Origin of the sequence: Chryseobacterium shigense, assembly GCF_014207845.1 — a bacterium.
GTDB lineage: Bacteria > Bacteroidota > Bacteroidia > Flavobacteriales > Weeksellaceae > Chryseobacterium > Chryseobacterium shigense_A.
The window spans coordinates 320204-335520 of the sequence record NZ_JACHLC010000002.1; the positions used below are offsets into that span (position 1 = coordinate 320204).

The 15317-nt window shown below is 38.5% G+C and carries 14 protein-coding genes; 11 read left to right on the top strand and 3 right to left on the bottom strand.

Annotated features, from left to right (window positions below; translation table 11 throughout):
* Positions 1 to 23 precede the first annotated feature (23 nt).
* The 11 genes from murD (at position 24) to HNP36_RS11275 (ending at position 13259) form a co-directional block, all read left to right on the top strand.
* A complete protein-coding gene (murD, locus tag HNP36_RS11225) occupies positions 24 to 1355 on the top strand; it encodes a UDP-N-acetylmuramoyl-L-alanine--D-glutamate ligase (protein ID WP_184163161.1) in 1332 nt (443 codons plus the stop codon).
* An 80-nt stretch (positions 1356 to 1435) separates the two neighbouring features.
* Positions 1436 to 2674 carry an FtsW/RodA/SpoVE family cell cycle protein gene (locus HNP36_RS11230; protein WP_184163163.1) on the top strand — a complete coding sequence of 413 codons (1239 nt, stop codon included), beginning with the start codon at positions 1436 to 1438 and terminating at the stop codon, positions 2672 to 2674.
* 30 nt (positions 2675 to 2704) lie between these two features.
* Complete coding sequence (gene murG, locus HNP36_RS11235; RefSeq protein WP_184163166.1) at positions 2705 to 3811, top strand: undecaprenyldiphospho-muramoylpentapeptide beta-N-acetylglucosaminyltransferase; 1107 nt, start codon at positions 2705 to 2707, stop codon at positions 3809 to 3811.
* A 33-nt stretch (positions 3812 to 3844) separates the two neighbouring features.
* Positions 3845 to 5200, top strand: coding sequence for a UDP-N-acetylmuramate--L-alanine ligase (gene murC / locus HNP36_RS11240; protein ID WP_184163169.1), 1356 nt, complete (start codon positions 3845 to 3847; stop codon positions 5198 to 5200).
* An 86-nt stretch (positions 5201 to 5286) separates the two neighbouring features.
* Positions 5287 to 5664, top strand: coding sequence for a GxxExxY protein (locus HNP36_RS11245; RefSeq protein ID WP_184163171.1), 378 nt, complete (start codon positions 5287 to 5289; stop codon positions 5662 to 5664).
* A gap of 80 nt (positions 5665 to 5744) precedes the next feature.
* Positions 5745 to 6704 carry a cell division protein FtsQ/DivIB gene (locus tag HNP36_RS11250; protein ID WP_184163174.1) on the top strand — a complete coding sequence of 320 codons (960 nt, stop codon included), beginning with the start codon at positions 5745 to 5747 and terminating at the stop codon, positions 6702 to 6704.
* A gap of 98 nt (positions 6705 to 6802) precedes the next feature.
* Positions 6803 to 8185 carry a cell division protein FtsA gene (ftsA, locus tag HNP36_RS11255; protein WP_184163177.1) on the top strand — a complete coding sequence of 461 codons (1383 nt, stop codon included), beginning with the start codon at positions 6803 to 6805 and terminating at the stop codon, positions 8183 to 8185.
* Between the two features lie 119 nt (positions 8186 to 8304).
* A complete protein-coding gene (gene ftsZ, locus HNP36_RS11260; protein ID WP_184163180.1) occupies positions 8305 to 10230 on the top strand; it encodes a cell division protein FtsZ in 1926 nt (641 codons plus the stop codon).
* A gap of 90 nt (positions 10231 to 10320) precedes the next feature.
* Positions 10321 to 10767, top strand: coding sequence for a GatB/YqeY domain-containing protein (locus tag HNP36_RS11265; RefSeq protein ID WP_184163182.1), 447 nt, complete (start codon positions 10321 to 10323; stop codon positions 10765 to 10767).
* A 461-nt stretch (positions 10768 to 11228) separates the two neighbouring features.
* Positions 11229 to 11639, top strand: coding sequence for a BrxA/BrxB family bacilliredoxin (locus HNP36_RS11270; RefSeq protein ID WP_040992866.1), 411 nt, complete (start codon positions 11229 to 11231; stop codon positions 11637 to 11639).
* Between the two features lie 105 nt (positions 11640 to 11744).
* Positions 11745 to 13259, top strand: a complete 1515-nt coding sequence (locus HNP36_RS11275) for a GH3 auxin-responsive promoter family protein (protein ID WP_184163185.1) — start codon at positions 11745 to 11747, stop codon at positions 13257 to 13259.
* Between the two features lie 202 nt (positions 13260 to 13461).
* Here the strand turns inward: HNP36_RS11275 and HNP36_RS11280 are convergent, their stop codons facing one another.
* Genes HNP36_RS11280 through HNP36_RS11290 form a run of 3 tightly spaced genes read right to left on the bottom strand, consistent with a single transcriptional unit; the run spans position 13462 to position 15248 of the window.
* Positions 13462 to 13875 carry a hypothetical protein gene (locus tag HNP36_RS11280; RefSeq protein WP_184163221.1) on the bottom strand — a complete coding sequence of 138 codons (414 nt, stop codon included), beginning with the start codon at positions 13873 to 13875 and terminating at the stop codon, positions 13462 to 13464.
* Between the two features lie 31 nt (positions 13876 to 13906).
* The gene (locus tag HNP36_RS11285; protein ID WP_184163224.1) at positions 13907 to 14269 is read right to left on the bottom strand and encodes a hypothetical protein; all 363 of its coding nucleotides are present in this window, start codon (positions 14267 to 14269) and stop codon (positions 13907 to 13909) included.
* Positions 14270 to 14273: 4 nt separating this feature from the next.
* Entirely contained in the window at positions 14274 to 15248 is a 975-nt protein-coding gene (locus HNP36_RS11290) for an endonuclease/exonuclease/phosphatase family protein (RefSeq protein WP_184163227.1), read from the bottom strand.
* Positions 15249 to 15317 lie beyond the last annotated feature (69 nt).

Genomic DNA, 15317 nt, shown 5'->3' on the forward strand with positions numbered 1-15317 from the left:
CAATCATTAAATTATAAATAAATATGAAAATAGTTGTTTTAGGAGGTGGAGAGAGCGGATGCGGAGCTGCTTATTTAGCGAAAAAACAAGGTCTGGAAGTTTTTCTTTCAGACAAAGGAGCTATTAAGGATAACTATAAGCAGTTTTTAACCGAAAATGAAATTGAATTTGAAGAAGGAAACCACAACGAAGAAAGAATTTTAAATGCCGACTGGATCGTAAAAAGCCCGGGAATTCCAAAAAAAGCAGAGATCATTCATAAAATTCATGACAAAGGAATCAGACTTTCCTCTGAAATTGAATTTGCTTCAGAATATACCGATGCCAAGATCATAGCCATTACAGGAAGCAACGGAAAAACAACAACAACTTCCCTGATCTACTACATCCTGAAAAATGACGGATTAAACGTAGGACTGGGAGGAAACATAGGATACAGTTTTGCCAGACAGGTTGCTGATGAAAACCATGAATATTATGTCCTGGAAGTAAGTTCATTCCAATTAGATGATATTCAGAACTTCAGACCTTATATTTCTCTGTTGCTGAACCTGTCTCAGGATCACCTGGACCAGTACAACTACAACTATGAGGAATATGCTTTAGCCAAGTTCAGAATTGCTGAAAATCAGGAAAACGACAATTTCTTCATCTACAACAAAGATGATGAAATGAGCAAAAACATTCTTGAAAAATTAGAAATTAAGGCAAAGATGATCCCTTTCTCTACGAAAGAGAAATTATCTGAAGGAGGTTTTATTGATGGTGATCAGATCGTGGTAAAAGTACAGGACGAATTCTCAATGAAAATTGATGAACTTTCTCTTCTTGGAAATCACAATGTTGCCAATAGTTTAGCCGCGTCTATAGCCGGTAAAATATTGAAAATCAACAACGAAAGCATCAGAAATTCCCTGATGACTTTCCAGGCGGTAGAACACAGGCTTGAATTCGTAACGGAAACCAACGGTGTAAAATACATCAACGATAGCAAGGCAACCAATGTAAATGCAACCTATTACGCCCTGGAAAGTATGAAAACCCCAACAGTCTGGATCGTAGGAGGATTGGATAAAGGAAATGATTATACAGAAATTGAAGAGCTCGTTAAAAGAAAAGTAAAAGCAATTGTCTGCTTAGGAATAGATAACACGAAGATCATAGACTTCTTTAAAGATAAAAAGGAATTCATCTATGATACTTCAAGTATGGAAGAAGCCGTGAAAATATCAAAATCACTGGCAAAAAGCGGAGATACCGTTTTACTTTCTCCATGCTGTGCAAGTTTTGACCTTTTCAAAAGCTACGAAGACAGGGGAAAACAGTTTAAAGAACAGGTATTAAAAGAAATGTAAAAAGGATGAATGTATTAATGATTAAAAGCTAATTGCAAAATCATAAATACATTGTACATCAATACATGAATACAAAAAATATGGACGAACAGAACACAGAAAACAGAATTGAATTTCTAAAGGGCGATAAAGTACTTTGGATGGTTATCCTTGTGATCTCCATTTTCTCTATCTTCCCTGTATATTCTGCAAGTTCAAATCTGGAATATATAGTGAATAACGGAACCACTACAGGTCACGTTATCAAACATATGTTCTTTGTGGTACTGGGTCTGGTGATCATGAGGGTTGTTGGAGTCATAAAGTATGAGTACATCGGAAAGCTCAGCAGCATTCTGCTTGGTTTAATGATTGTGCTACTCGTAGTCACTATGTTTACAGGACAGACCATTGATGGGGCCAGTGCTTCAAGATGGCTGAAAATCCCCGGAACACCCATCTCCTTCCAGCCGTCATCATTTGCATTTTTGATGCTGATCATTTATCTCTGCAGATATCTGACCAAAAAGATAACAAGAGAAAGACTTCCGATAGAAAATATCATGTATATCTTCGGACCCATTCTTCTGGTATTTGTGCTCGTTGCAAAAGACAACGGTTCCACCGCATTGATGATCCTGATGGTTTCTGTAGTTGTTCTCGTAATAGGGCAGCTCCACTGGAAATACATCGCAGGTTTCATTTCAGCATCATTTATAGCTATTGTCCTATTTCTGATTATTGCATTAAACACCAACCTCATCGGCGGAAACCGTGTTCATACATGGATGAGCCGTATCGAGACATTCACATCAAGTAAAGCAAAAACTGCTGATGTTGACGATGAAAGCGTAAAAGCAAAAAACTATCAGGTAATGCAGGCCAAAGCCGCTATCGTTCATGGTGGAATTACCGGAATGGGACCCGGAAAAAGTGCATTAAAGCAAATGCTTCCGCAGTCCGCCTCCGACTTTATTTTTGCCGTAATTGTAGAAGAATATGGATTGATTGGAGCAGCCTTCCTCATAAGTCTGTATCTCATTATGATGATCAGGATTGTGATGATCGCAAGTAAAATGCCTGCCTTTTTCGGATCGTTGCTCGTGCTCAGTCTCGGAGTGATGATCTTCATACAGCTTTCAGTAAATATTGCGGTAGCTGTAAACCTGATCCCGGTAACAGGACAGCCGCTGCCACTGATAAGTTACGGAGGAACCTCCATGCTGGTAACCTACCTCCAGCTCGGAATTATTTTAAATATAAGCTCAAGGATCCAGATATATGATGAAGAAGGAATGGGCAAAAAACAGAGTGTAGCAGAAATTAATGATATCGCTTAATTCAAAACTGATATCAGCAACAAAATAAAGATGAACAAAAAACTAAAAGTAGTATTATCCGGCGGCGGAACAGGAGGACACATCTTCCCTGCTATTGCCATTGCAGACGAAATCAGAAAAAGATTTCCTGATACGGAATTTTTGTTCATAGGAGCCAACGGGAAAATGGAAATGGAAAAAGTTCCCCAGGCTGGTTATAAAATTGAAGGAATTGATATTGCCGGAATCGACAGAGGGAATCTTTTATCCAATTTAGGACTGCCTTTCAAAATTCTGAAAAGCTTATCCAGATCAAAAAAGATCATTAAAAATTTTGCCCCGGACTTTGCCGTAGGAACAGGAGGTTTTGCAAGCGGACCCGCCTTATATGAAGCCAGCAAACTGGGAATCCCTATTTTTATTCAGGAGCAGAATGCCCATGCCGGTGTAACCAATAAAATCCTAAGCAAGAAAGCCAAAGCAGTTTTCACTGCTTATCCAAAAGTAGACGGTTTCCCTGCTGAAAAAATAAAGTTTCTGGGTAATCCTATCCGTTCAACTATTATTTCAGGAATGCAGGAAACAGCTGCAGCAAAAGAAAAAATGGGACTGAATAAAGATAAGCTTACCATACTTTCAGTAGGCGGTTCCTTAGGGTCCAGAACATTAAACAATGCATGGAAGGCTCATTTAAATGATTTAATCAGCAAAGATTACCAGCTGATCTGGCAGACAGGAAAGCTTGATTATAAAGATATTATAGAAGAAACAAAAGATATTGACAGCAGAAACATCCAGATTCTGGAATTCATCAAAGATATGGAGCTGGCTTACTCAGCTGCAGACATCATTGTTTCAAGAGCCGGAGCCATTGCCATTTCAGAGCTGGCAGTAGCTAAGAAGCCGGTTCTTCTGGTACCCTTCCCATTTGCAGCGGAAGACCATCAGACCAAAAATGCCATGAACCTCGTTGAAAAAAATGCAGCAAAAATGGTAAAAGACTCTGAAATGCAGGAAAAATTCTGGAATACACTACAGGAGATTTCCGGCAGTGAAAATGCAAGAAACGAAATGTCTCAGAGCCTGGAATATTTTGCCAAGCCAAACGCAGCGAAAGAGATTGTGGATGAGATATTTAAAACTGTAAAAAGTACATAAATACATTGTACATAATACATTAATACAAAAAGAATGAACATTTTAGAAACATATCAAAATTATTACTTCGTAGGAATCGGAGGTATCGGGATGAGTGCTTTGGCACGCTATTTCAATGCTTCCGGTAAGAAAGTGCTGGGTTATGATAAAACCAACACCAAGCTTACAGAACAACTGATGAAAGAAGGAATTGATATTGTTTTCGAAGATCTCATTGATGAAAGAATAACTTCGCTTCAAAAGGAAAATACATTAGTGATCTATACTCCTGCAATCAAAACGTTAGGAATTCTGGATTATTTTAATCAAAACCTGTTTGAAGTTCTGAAACGTGCAAAAGTTCTTGGTCTGATTACCGAAAACACAGAATGTATTGCCGTTGCAGGAACCCACGGAAAAACAACGACTTCCACATTGGTTTCACATCTGTGTAAAGAAGCCGATCTTCCGTTTTCATGCTTTTTAGGCGGTATTTCTGAGAATTTCAGATCCAACTTCCTTTACAACGGCACAAAATATTCCGTGGTAGAAGCAGATGAGTATGACAGAAGTTTCCTTAACCTTTCTCCGGACTGGGCTGTGGTAACTTCTACAGATGCAGACCATCTGGATATCTATGGTGATAAAAACCATATCGAAGAAGGCTTCAGACAGTTTGCCGCACTTGTCCCGGATGACAAACAGCTTTTTGTAAGAAAAGGACTGGAAATCGGCAGAAACCATAAAACCTATGCCGTAAACGAAGAAGCAGATTATTATTCAGATAATCTCCGTATGGATCATGACAAGATCTATTTTGACTTCCATACCCCATCTGAAACCGTAAAAGATTTTGTATGGGAAATCCCGGGAATTCATAATGTAGAAAATGCTACAGCAGCATTGGCTATCCTTCATAATTTAGGTGTGAATTTTGAAACCCTGAAGAAAGCGATTGCCAATTTTAAGGGAATTAAAAGAAGATATACCAAGCATATTTATTTAAACGGTAAAATTTATATCGATGATTATGCCCACCACCCAACGGAAATTAATGCGGTAGTGAGCTCCATCAGAACATTTTACCCTGACAAAAAGTTGTTGGTAGTCTTCCAGCCTCACCTTTTCAGCAGAACAAGAGATTTTGCCGATGGATTTGCAGAAAGTTTAAGCAAAGCTGATGAGCTCATCCTTCTCGACATCTATCCTGCAAGAGAACTTCAGGAAAACTTTAAAGGAATAACCTCTGACTGGCTGCTGGAAAAAGTGACTTTAGATAAAAAAGAAAAATCGGACCTGTCCGGTGCATTTGAAAAAATAAAAGAAAAAGATTTTGATATCCTCCTAACCGTAGGCGCAGGAAACATTGACACCCTGTATGACCCTATCACAGAATGGATAGCAAAATAATGAGTTTAACGCAGAGTACGCGAAAGAATTAAAGTTCCCAAATACTCGTTCGCAAAGGCGTTTCACTCAGCAAAAACACATAATGTATGATAGAAAATGAAATTTCAGGTATTGTTTTCGATGCCGGAATCAAAATACATCGTACGCTTGGAATTGGACTTTATGAGAATGTATATGAAGAATGTTTGATTTATGAATTAAAAAACAGAGGATTAAATGTAGAAAGTCAAAAAGACATTGCTATAGAATATGAAGATCTAAAGATCCACAGAGCGTTCAGAGTAGATTTATTAATCGAAAATAAAGTTATTATTGAAATAAAAGCTGTTCCCGAGATTAATGATTATCATTTTTTTCAGCTTTTAAATTATTTGAGAATAACAAATGTAAAACTTGGAATGATTTTAAACTTTCATTCAGTTTTGTTTAAAAATGGAGTAAAAAGAGTTGTAAATAAATTATAAAAGCCAAAGCCTCCGCTGAGTGAAACGCCTCTGCGGACTTAAAAAAACTTTGCGGCAATAGCGTTTATTGAAAATAAAATATGAAAAATAAATACAGAATATTAAAAATTGTTGTCACGGTAATCATCCTCGGGTTACTGCTGAGTTTCTCGTTGAAGAGATTCAGCGGCCAGAAGATTACGGACAATAAGATTTCTGTAAAGATGAATGAAAAAACACCCGTATACTTCATTGATGAAAAAGATATCCGGGAAATTGTAAAAAAAGAAAACCCTTCCGGAAAAGTCGGAAATCTGAACATTCCTGTACTTGAGAAGAAGATCAATGCTTTACCGGCTGTAGATAGTGCCAATGTCTATTTGAACCTGAACGGGAAACTGTATCTGGATATCAGACAGAGAGTGCCTGTTTTCAGGTTAAATAAAGACGGAAGAGATTTTTATGTAGACGGAAAAGGAATCGAATTCCCTATTTCAAAAACCTATTCACATCCGTGCATGCTCGTAACCGGAAATGTGAAACCGGCTGATTATCAGAAACTGGCCGAGCTGGTTGAGAAGATTGATAAAGATGATTTCAGTAAAAAATTCTTTATCGGAATTTCAAAAAGCAAAGACGATTATAACCTCCTGACGAGTGACGGAAATTATAAAGTGGAAATAGGAGATCTTGATAATATAGAATTTAAAGTAAAAGGCCTGAAAACCTTCGTAGAGAAATATCTCGTATTCCAGGATCCCCAAAAATACAGCATGGTTTCTGTAAAATACCAGAACCAGATTGTAACCACTTTGAATCCTTATTTCAAAGAAAATGACAGCATTCTGAAAGCAGGAAACAAAGAACTGGCAAAAACACCGGTTCTGGCAGCTGTAAAAAAACCGCAGGCTTTGCCTAAAACTGCTGAAAAAACAAAAACCCCTTCAGCAAAACCGAAGGAAAAGACAAAACCAAAAATAACAGCCAAGCCAAAGGAAACCAAAAAAGCAGATAAAAAACCTGCGGCAGCAAAGTCCAAGGCGAAAGTAAAAGTAGAGTAAAAAAGAGTCCTCACAGACGATTTAGCATAAAAACTGGATCATATCCAGCTTCAAAAAACAAAGGAAAAAAAGTAGAAAAAAAATCAAATCGACATACAATGGAAAATCAAGAGTATTCAGTAGGTCTGGACATCGGAACAACAAAGATTGTTGCGATTGTCGGAAGGAGGAATGCACACGGGAAAATAGAAGTTCTCGGGGTTGGAAAGGCCAAAAGTCTTGGAGTTCATAAAGGTATTGTGAACAATATTTCACAAACCATTAATTCAATCAAGGCAGCCGTTTCAGAAGCACAGTCCAGCGCAGGAGTTCCTATCCGAAAAGTTACGGTAGGTATTGCAGGAAAACATATCCGTTCCCTGCAGCATTCCGACTATATTATGCGTGAGCATCCGGACAAATTTATTACAGATGACGACATTGAAGCCCTTAAAGACCAGGTAAAAAAGCTGGTAATGCTTCCCGGAGAAGAAATTATCCATGTTCTTCCCCAGGAGTACAAGGTAGATTCCGAAGGAGAAATTCAGGAACCTGTAGGAATGCACGGAAAACGTCTGGAAGCTAACTTCCACGTGGTGGTAGGACAGATGGGAAGCATCAGAAACATCGCAAGATGTGTAAGAGAAGCCGGTCTTGAAATGGAAGCCCTTACCCTGGAACCTTTGGCGTCTTCAGAAGCTGTACTCACAAAAGAAGAAAAAGAAGCCGGTGTTGCCATAGTAGACATCGGGGGTGGTACCACAGATATTGCCATCTTCAAAGATAACATCATCCGTCATACCTGCGTAATTCCTTACGGAGGAGGTATTATTACGGAAGATATCAAAGAAGGCTGCTCCATTATAGAAAAACATGCAGAACAGCTGAAAGTAAAATTCGGTTCTGCAGTGCCGGAACTGGAAAAAGACAGTACATTTGTTACTATTCCAGGGCTTCACGGAAGACCGGATAAGGAAATTTCCCTTAAAACTCTGGCACAGATCATCAATGCCAGAGTTGAAGAAATCCTGGAAATGGTTAATACAGAATTAAAAGCTTACGGCGCATTCGAACAAAAGAAAAAGCTGATTGCGGGAATCGTTCTTACAGGAGGTGGGTCCAACCTGAAGCATCTTCGTCAGTTAGCCAACTATACAACAGGTTTTGACAGTAGAATCGGTTTTGCAAACGAATATATTGCCAACGATAAAAACCAGTACCTCAAAGGCCCGGAATTTGCTACATCAATCGGTTTGCTGATGGAGAGTTTAAAAATCCGCGACAAAAAACAGGGCGCTGAAACAGAAGAGGCCATCGAAGAGCAGCCAGCTAAAACAGAAACCGTTGCAGCACAGGCAGAAATAGCTCAGACCATTCAGCCGGCAGCAGCAGTTCAGGAGCAGACTATTGTAAACGAACAGCAGGAAAACAGAAGAGCGAAACTGACTTTCGGGCAGTCGCTTATGGAAAAAGTTAAAAAATTCTTTGAAGAAGTAGAGTAAAATATAAATGATAGAAGATCATTGATAATTGATAAATAAAAGCACGCAACTTATTGTCCAATGCCATTTATCACTCGTCAATTATCATTCATCACTCATCAATTATAAAAAACATAGTTATGGAAAACATAGGTACACAAGGATTTTCATTTGATTTGCCAAAAGGAAATTCATCCATCATAAAAGTAATCGGTGTAGGTGGCGGTGGAAATAATGCCCTGAAACACATGTACGAAAAAGGTATTTACGGAGTAGATTTTGTAGTCTGTAATACCGATGCCCAGACTTTAGATAATAACCCTGTTGCCAACAAGGTACAGCTTGGTACTACCATTACGGAAGGACTTGGTGCAGGAGCAGATCCTGAAGTTGGGGAAAAATCTGCTATCGAAAGCATTGAAGAGATCAAAGCAGCTATGGGACAGAATACCAAAATGGTGTTCATCACTGCCGGAATGGGTGGTGGTACAGGTACCGGAGCAGCTCCCGTTATTGCCAAAGTAGCTAAAGATATGGGAATTCTTACGGTAGGTATTGTTACCGTTCCTTTCAGTTTTGAAGGAAAAAGAAGACTTGATCAGGCAGAAAACGGTCTCGAAAAACTAAGAAATAATGTTGATTCACTTATTGTAATCAACAATGATAAACTAAGACAGCAGTTCGGAAACCTTGGATTCAAGCAGGGATTCTCAAAAGCCGATGAAGTGTTAACCAATGCCGCAAAAGGAATGGCAGAAGTTATTACCGGTTACTTTGATGTAAACATTGACTTTAGAGATGCTAAATCTGTACTTCAGAACTCCGGCACAGCCTTAATGTCTACAGGAGTTGCTTCGGGAGAAAACAAAGCCGAAGAAGCCGTTAAAAAAGCCCTGGATTCTCCGTTGTTGAATGACAACAAGATCACGGGTGCTAAAAACGTCCTTCTATTGATCAGAAGTGGTGCTGAAGAAGTTACCATGGATGAAATCGGGGTAATTATGGATCACATCCAGAAAGAAGCAGGAAATACCGCAGATATCATTTTCGGGGTAGGTGCTGATGAAGAACTGGGAGATTCTGTAAGCGTTCTTGTGATTGCTACAGGTTTTTCTAACGACAGCAAAAAATTTGCAGGTCCTACAGAAAAGATCAGAATCAGTCTTAATGACAGCCTTGAGGCTCCGAAAGCATCCCCTTTCAAAACAAGAGAAGAAAGAGAAACACCTTCTGAAACAACACATGATTTTGGAGGAAAGCATACTTTCAGATTAGATGACGAAGACAGCGATGCTCCACAGTTCGGGTTAAAATCTTCTGAAAAAAAAATGATTATTGAGGAAGAAGAAATCAAAACAGAAATAAAATTCTTTGACAAAGAGGGAGATACACAAAGCAGCCCTGTCAATAGCTGGAGAAATGAAGAAGAACAGCAGGAAGAAGAATCTTATAGCTTATTCTCTTACGATGAAGAAGGAGAAGACCCTAATGACCTGGAAATTGAGTCTTTTAAATTCGATTTTGATGCCAAAAAAGATGAGACTCCTTCTACACCGTCCACTCCTTCTTTCTCAGATGAAAAGCCTATTGAATTCAGTTTTTTTGTAAACAATCAGCCTTCATCCAATGAACCTAAAACAGATTTCGGACAGCCAAAGGCGGAGTTTACCGCTCCTGCCAGCGCAGTAACTGAAGTTCCGGTTCAGACTGCTGAAACCATCTTCCAGACAAGACAGGAAGAGCCAAAAGCTGAAACCAAGCCGGTTTTTGAAGAAAAAGTTGAAATTGAAACTCCGAAAACGGCAGAATCTGAATTCACCTTTGTGAATAAAGCCGTTGAACAGGAGAAAATTTCAGAAAGAAGAAATAAATTAAAAGAATTCAATTCCCGCTATCAAAGTTTTGACAGCTCAAGTGAATTTGAGTCTGTTCCTGCTTTCAAAAGAAAGAATATTACTATCGACGGAGCCAATGCATCAGATCAGAATATCAACACCTATCTGTCTGACAACAACGGATCCATGCAGGTGAGAGAAAACAGATTTTTAAACAAAGACGTTGACTAAATAATGTAACAATGTATCAATTTAACAGTGTAACAATGGCTTGTTCAAATTGGTACATTGATACACTTTTACATTGATAAATTATAGACCATGAGTTTAGAAAATACCATAAGTGAAGCTATTAAAACAGCTATGAGAGAGAAAGACAGAGTTGCTCTGGACTCTCTGAGAGCTGTGAAAGCTCAAATCCTACTTCTAAAAACTGAAGCCAGAGGTGCTGAAGTTTCCGCAGAGCAGGAAATTGCCATTCTTCAGAGAATGATCAAGCAGCGTAAAGATTCTTTCGAACAATTTTCAGCCCAGGGAAGAAATGATCTTGCCGAAGTGGAAGAAGCACAATCGAAAGTAATTGAACAATTCTTACCAAAACAGCTTTCTTCTGAAGAACTGGAAGCTGAAATAAAGAACATTATTTCAGAAACCGGAGCAGAATCTATAAAAGATCTGGGGAAAGTAATGGGAACTGCTTCAAAGACATTAGCAGGAAAGTCAGACGGGAAAAGCATTTCCGAGATGGCAAAGAAGCTGCTTTCATAAAAGCGGGATACACGGTTCGGGATCCGGGATTATTAAACCCCGGAACACGGAACACGATCTCCCAAAACAGGATATCCAACCTTTGCATATCGATTTGATTAAAGAATCCGGGAACGCTGGCGTTCCCGGATTCTGTTTTGGATATTCATAATTCATAATTCAGCTTATCATTTATTCAAAACTGAAAAGGCTTTTACTTAACCGCTGAAAATCAGGTTGTGTTAAATAATTTGAGCGCTTGAGGGAAAGCAGTAAATGTTTTTTTCATGGTCGGTTGTTTTCAGAATCATTTCAAATTTAATAAATATTTTTCATTATACGTGATTTTATTTCATGTTTTTTATAATATTATTAAAATATTAATATTATATTAATTTTATATGACTAAAGCATTGATAGTTTTTATATATTGAACAAACGCAAAGAATTGTTTAACTTTGTACCGATAAAAAACAAAATATATGTATCCAACAGATTTAGTAATGCCTATGAAGGCAGAACTTACAGATAAAGGTTTCGAAGATTTAACAACTCCTGCGCAGGTAGAAGAGGCTTTAAAGCAGTCGGGAACCACCCTATTGGTAATAAATTCAGTATGCGGATGTGCAGCAGGTGCAGCAAGACCCGGAGTTGTATATTCTTTGACAGGTGATAAGAAACCTGATCATTTAACAACTGTTTTTGCAGGATTTGATACAGAAGCTGTAGCAGAAGCAAGAAAACATCTGGCTCCATTCCCTCCAAGCTCTCCATGTGTAGCGCTTTTCAAGGATGGTGAACTGGTTCATATGCTGGAAAGACACCACATCGAAGGAAACCCTGCAGGTGCTATTGCAGCAAATCTTCAGGCTGCTTTTGATGAATATTGTTAAGAAACAACAAGTATAAATACCAAACCGTTACATAATTTGTAGCGGTTTTTTTATTTAATGCGATAAAAATTCTCTGAAAATCCAAATATTATTATATTTGTTGGAATGGCAACAAAGGCACTTTTCAATACTGTCGTTAACTGGTTTATCCGTCAGAGGATAGATCAGATTCAGAATTTCATGGACCATCCCATTGAAACTCAGAAAGGTATACTCTTTTCACAGCTTTTTCATGCTGAAGATACGGAATACGGCAAAGCATATGGCTTTAATTCGATTTCGAGCTATCAGGACTTTAAAAACAAGGTCCCGATTGTTACTTATGAAGATTTTGAACCTTTCATTGAAAGAGCAAGACAGGGACACAAGGATGTAACCTGGCCGGGTTATATCAAACATTTTGCAAAATCATCCGGAACAACGAATGCCAAAAGCAAGTTTATCCCTATTTCTTCTGAAAGCCTGGAATACTGCCACATGAAAGCAGGAAAGGACATGGTTTCCATCTATGCCAATAATCATCCGGAAAACCAGCTGTTCACCAACAAAAATCTGCGTTTAGGCGGAAGTTCTGAACTTCATGCGGATTTCAACACCAAGTTCGGTGATCTTTCTGCAATTTTGATTGACAATCTGCCTTTTTGGGTAGAGATCACCACCACACCCAGTAAAAAAGTTTCCCTGATGTCTGAATGGGAAAGCAAGCTTAAAGCCATTACCTCAGAAGTAAAAAACGAAGATGTAGGAAGTATTCTGGGGGTACCCAGCTGGATGATGGTTTTGCTTCAGAGAGTTTTAAAAGAGACAGGCAGCGGAAGTATTTCTGAGCTGTGGCCTAATCTGGAGGTGTTTTTTCACGGCGGAATCAGCTTTAAGCCATACAAGGACCAATACAGGCAGATCATCGGAAAAAAGATCAATTACTACGAAATTTACAATGCTTCCGAAGGCTTCTTCGGGATACAGGACAGATCAGACAGTGACGAAATGCTGCTGATGCTGGATTACGGTATTTTTTATGAATTCATTCCAATGGATCAGTTTCATTTCTCCAATCCGAAAGTAGTCAGCCTTGAAGATGTGGAAATAGGAAAAAATTATGCAATGGTAATTACCACTAACGGAGGGTTATGGAGATACCTCATCGGCGATACCGTTGTATTTACGTCAGTAAATCCTTTCAGAATAAAAATTACGGGAAGAACGAAGCATTACATCAACGCATTCGGAGAAGAGCTTATGATTACCAATGTAGAATCTGCTCTTTCAAAAGCCTGTGAAGTTACCGGGGCAAGCATTACCGATTTTACAGGAGCACCTGTTTTCATGAAAGAGAACGAAGGCGGTGCTCATGAATGGATCTTTGAATTCAGTCACCATCCGGATGACCTGGAGCGTTTTACCGATGCTTTTGACCATCATTTAAAAACAATCAATTCAGATTATGAAGCGAAAAGATATAATAACCTGACACTGAAAAGACCGATTGTTCATATTGCAAAACCGGATCTCTTCTACTGCTGGCTGGAATCCAAAGGAAAACTCGGAGGCCAGAATAAAGTTCCTAGGCTGAGTAATGACAGAGAATATATAGACCCTTTGCTGGAGCTTAATAAATAAGTTATCAGAAAGGAAGCGGGATGCAGGAAGATGGAAGTTATTGAAGCCGGAAAAACAATATTCAATATGTTTTGGAATGGTTTTCAGAAAACGATCAATGGGCTGTTAACGACAAATACAACCTCTTCCCATCTTCCATCAGAATAACAATAAAAAAACGCAATCAAAATTCTGATTGCGTTTTCTATATTTTGGAATCCTATTATTTCTTTAAATCTTCTTTTAATTTTTTCGCTCCTTCTTCTACTTTCGAAGCACCTTTTGCTGCGGCATCTTTTACATCTTTACTAACTTCCTGAGCGCCTTTTTTAATGTCACTGCCTACTTTATCAGCTCCGGCTTTGATATCATTTCCGGCTTTGTTAATGCCTTCTTTGGTTTTCTGAGCCGCATCATCTATTTTGTTTCCGGCTGCATCCACTTTGGCTTTTACATCTTCCTTCGCCTTATCTATCTTAGCGGTATCTACGGCAACAGACGGAGTTTCAGAAACTGTAGTTGTAGTGGTTGTTACCGTTCCGTCAGTATTTTCCACCTGTTCTGTTTTAGTAGTTGATTTTGTGCACGATACAGCAAATAATGCGATTGAAGCTACTGCTAAAATTTGTTTTTTCATATTGTATATTTTATATGTTTTTATTTCATTTTTATTCTGTTTTTGTTCCGGCAGCAGGTTGAGCATCAGAAGTTTTCTGTTTTTTTTCAGCTTCTGTCTTCTTTTTCTCCTCCTCTCCCTTCTTTTTATTTTCTTTTTCAAGCTCTTCTTTAAGCTTCTGTTCTTCCTTAAGACGTTTTTCGGCCTCTTTTATAGAGTCCTGGTACTTTTGTGAAGACATTCTGATCTGCCGAACAATATCCACCGATGTGGCACCTGCTGAAAATGAGTCAATTGCTGCGGTATCATAATGAACCTTTATTTCCTGTTCCGCTCCAAAACCCGGTGCTTCTTTTTTTGAACAGGCTATCAATACCAGTGATACAATAAAAACTGCAGACAATAAATTTTTCATGGAACTAATTTAGCAGAAATTCTGCAATTACAGGATAGTGATCCGATAATTTTACAGACTGGTCCACCTTATAGCTTAAAGGGATAATTGATTTTGAAGTAAAAATATAGTCAATCCTCAATGGAACTTTATAATCATGGAAGCTGGTAGAAGCCCCGTTTCCTACCGTAAGGAAAGCATCCTGAAGGTCTTTCCCCAGATTATAGTATTCATATGAATTGGGCACAGAATTGAAATCGCCTGCCAGGATTACCGGATAGGGCGAAAAATCAATTACTTTTCTGATCTTTTTAATCTGGTCTTCATGTGCCTTAAAAGTTGGGAGCATATGAGAAAGAAGAGTTGCTATTTTTCCTCCTTCTTTTGCAAAACCATCAAATTTAAGCATGGATTTATGCAGCCTGAACGGCTCAAGATATACCGTGACCACTCTTACTATTTTTCCGTTGATATCCACATCTGCATAGAAAGAATTTCCTCTTGCTTTATCTTCAATCAGGGCTTCCTGTCTTACGATCCTGTGCTTTGTTTTCAGGATTACCGAAGGGTATTTTATCATATCCTTTCTGATCGCCCTGTTTGTATCTTTTTCCTGAACAAGAATGATATCTGCGTTCTGATCTCTGATGTATTTTTTTACTTTATCCCAGCCGAAATCTCCGTATTTTACATTAAACGTCAAAACTTTAATATCCCTGATTGATTTTAAATTTTCTGTTTTTGGAGAAAAATTGACCCACCGTCTTACAGGATTGTAGAAAAGAAGGGTTCCCAGCGCAAAAGCTATCGCTATTTTCTTTCTTTTTAAAATCCAGATAAATGTTAGCAGAACATATACCGCAATCAGATAAGGGAATGCCAGGGAAAGCAGGTTAAGAGATCCCAGGAAATTAGGGGGAATCCATGCGTTTCCTAATGTGCACAGCAGCAACACGGCAACAATAATATGTACAAACAGCAGTAATTGGCTCAACTTCATGAAATAGCAGTCTAGGATACGCTATTCTTTTCATCAAAAACCCTACCAAGCGGAAAAATTTTAACTATT

Bases quoted from the DNA above. Each gene is read 5' to 3' on its own strand.
- murD (WP_184163161.1), top strand. From the start codon at position 24: ATGAAAATAGTTGTTTTAGGAGGTGGAGAGAGCGGATGCGGAGCTGCT.
- HNP36_RS11230 (WP_184163163.1), top strand. From the start codon at position 1,436: ATGGACGAACAGAACACAGAAAACAGAATTGAATTTCTAAAGGGCGAT.
- murG (WP_184163166.1), top strand. From the start codon at position 2,705: ATGAACAAAAAACTAAAAGTAGTATTATCCGGCGGCGGAACAGGAGGA.
- murC (WP_184163169.1), top strand. From the start codon at position 3,845: ATGAACATTTTAGAAACATATCAAAATTATTACTTCGTAGGAATCGGA.
- HNP36_RS11245 (WP_184163171.1), top strand. From the start codon at position 5,287: ATGATAGAAAATGAAATTTCAGGTATTGTTTTCGATGCCGGAATCAAA.
- HNP36_RS11250 (WP_184163174.1), top strand. From the start codon at position 5,745: ATGAAAAATAAATACAGAATATTAAAAATTGTTGTCACGGTAATCATC.
- ftsA (WP_184163177.1), top strand. From the start codon at position 6,803: ATGGAAAATCAAGAGTATTCAGTAGGTCTGGACATCGGAACAACAAAG.
- ftsZ (WP_184163180.1), top strand. From the start codon at position 8,305: ATGGAAAACATAGGTACACAAGGATTTTCATTTGATTTGCCAAAAGGA.
- HNP36_RS11265 (WP_184163182.1), top strand. From the start codon at position 10,321: ATGAGTTTAGAAAATACCATAAGTGAAGCTATTAAAACAGCTATGAGA.
- HNP36_RS11270 (WP_040992866.1), top strand. From the start codon at position 11,229: ATGTATCCAACAGATTTAGTAATGCCTATGAAGGCAGAACTTACAGAT.
- HNP36_RS11275 (WP_184163185.1), top strand. From the start codon at position 11,745: ATGGCAACAAAGGCACTTTTCAATACTGTCGTTAACTGGTTTATCCGT.
- HNP36_RS11280 (WP_184163221.1), bottom strand. From the start codon at position 13,875: ATGAAAAAACAAATTTTAGCAGTAGCTTCAATCGCATTATTTGCTGTA.
- HNP36_RS11285 (WP_184163224.1), bottom strand. From the start codon at position 14,269: ATGAAAAATTTATTGTCTGCAGTTTTTATTGTATCACTGGTATTGATA.
- HNP36_RS11290 (WP_184163227.1), bottom strand. From the start codon at position 15,248: ATGAAGTTGAGCCAATTACTGCTGTTTGTACATATTATTGTTGCCGTG.